The organism is Pseudomonas fluorescens, from assembly GCF_005938625.1.
GTDB classification, from domain to species: domain Bacteria; phylum Pseudomonadota; class Gammaproteobacteria; order Pseudomonadales; family Pseudomonadaceae; genus Aquipseudomonas; species Aquipseudomonas fluorescens_BD.
In genome coordinates, this window is record NZ_VCNJ01000119.1 from 1 (window position 1) to 1,313 (window position 1,313).

The 1,313-nt window shown below is 61.5% G+C and carries 1 protein-coding gene; it reads left to right on the plus strand.

Annotation, left to right across the window (positions count from 1 at the left end):
• Nucleotides 1-209: 209 nt before the first annotated feature.
• On the plus strand, nt 210-1,313 hold a 1,104-nt coding region (locus tag FGA82_RS31950), incomplete at its 3' end, for an ATPase, T2SS/T4P/T4SS family (RefSeq protein WP_141130153.1).

Consider the following 1,313-nt stretch of genomic DNA (forward strand, 5'->3'; position numbering starts at 1 on the left):
GACGATCAAAGCGGTGCCGATTGAAGGGAGCACACGCTTTTGAAACCAACCCTCAATGTGAAAACCACAGGGATAACGAACAACACCGGACCTGTAGGAGCTGCCGAAGGCTGCGATCTGTTGATCTTGCTCTTCGACGGACCCCAACGGCCAAAGATCAAAAGATCGCAGCCTTCGGCAGCTCCTACAGGGATTGGGGAGGGCTTGAGATGAGTGCGCTGCCTTACGCCTGGGCCAAGGCGCAGCGGATTTTGTTGTGCGATGGGGTGTTAACGGTGTGCCCGTCGACGCCGGGCTGGTCGATCAGCGAGGCACGGCGGCAGTTTGGTGCGACCACGATTCAGCGGGTGCGCGATGACGAACTCGATGGCTTGCTCGCCAGCGCGTACGCCGACACCGGTAGTGCGGCGGCAGTGGTCGGTGCGGCGGAAAACGAAGTCGATCTTGATCGGCTGATGCAAGACATGCCGGAAATCACCGACCTGCTCGACACTCAGGACGGCGCCCCGGTGATTCGCATGATCAACGCCTTGCTCACCCAGGCCGCGCGCGATGAGGCCAGCGACATTCACATCGAACCGTTCGAAACCCATTCAGTGGTGCGCTATCGCGTCGACGGCACGCTGCGGGATGTGGTCTCACCGCGCAAGGCTCTGCACGGTGCGCTGGTGTCGCGGATCAAAATCATGGCGCAACTCGATATCGCCGAGAAACGTCTGCCGCAGGACGGTCGCATTGCCCTGCGTGTGGCGGGACGACCGATCGATATTCGTGTTTCCACCGTGCCGACCGGGCATGGCGAAAGGGTTGTGATGCGCCTGCTCGACAAACAGGCCGGGCGTCTGCATCTGGAAACCCTTGGCATGGACGCGCAGGTGTTGGCCAAACTCGACCACCTGATCCGCCAACCCCACGGCATCGTGCTGGTCACCGGGCCCACCGGCAGCGGCAAAACTACCAGCCTCTATGCGGCACTGGCGCGGCTCGATGCGAGCACCAGCAACATCCTTACTGTTGAAGACCCGGTGGAGTACGACCTGCCGGGCATCAGCCAGATTCAGGTCAACGCCAAAATCGAAATGACCTTCGCCCTGGCGCTGCGGGCGATCCTGCGGCAAGACCCGGACATCATCATGATCGGCGAAATCCGCGATCTCGAAACCGCACAAATCGCCGTGCAAGCCTCGCTGACCGGTCACTTGGTGCTGGCCACGCTGCACACCAACGACGCGGTGTCGGCGGTCAATCGCTTGATCGACATGGGCGTCGAGCCGTTTCTGCTGGCCTCGTCGATGCTCGGGGTTTTGGCGCAG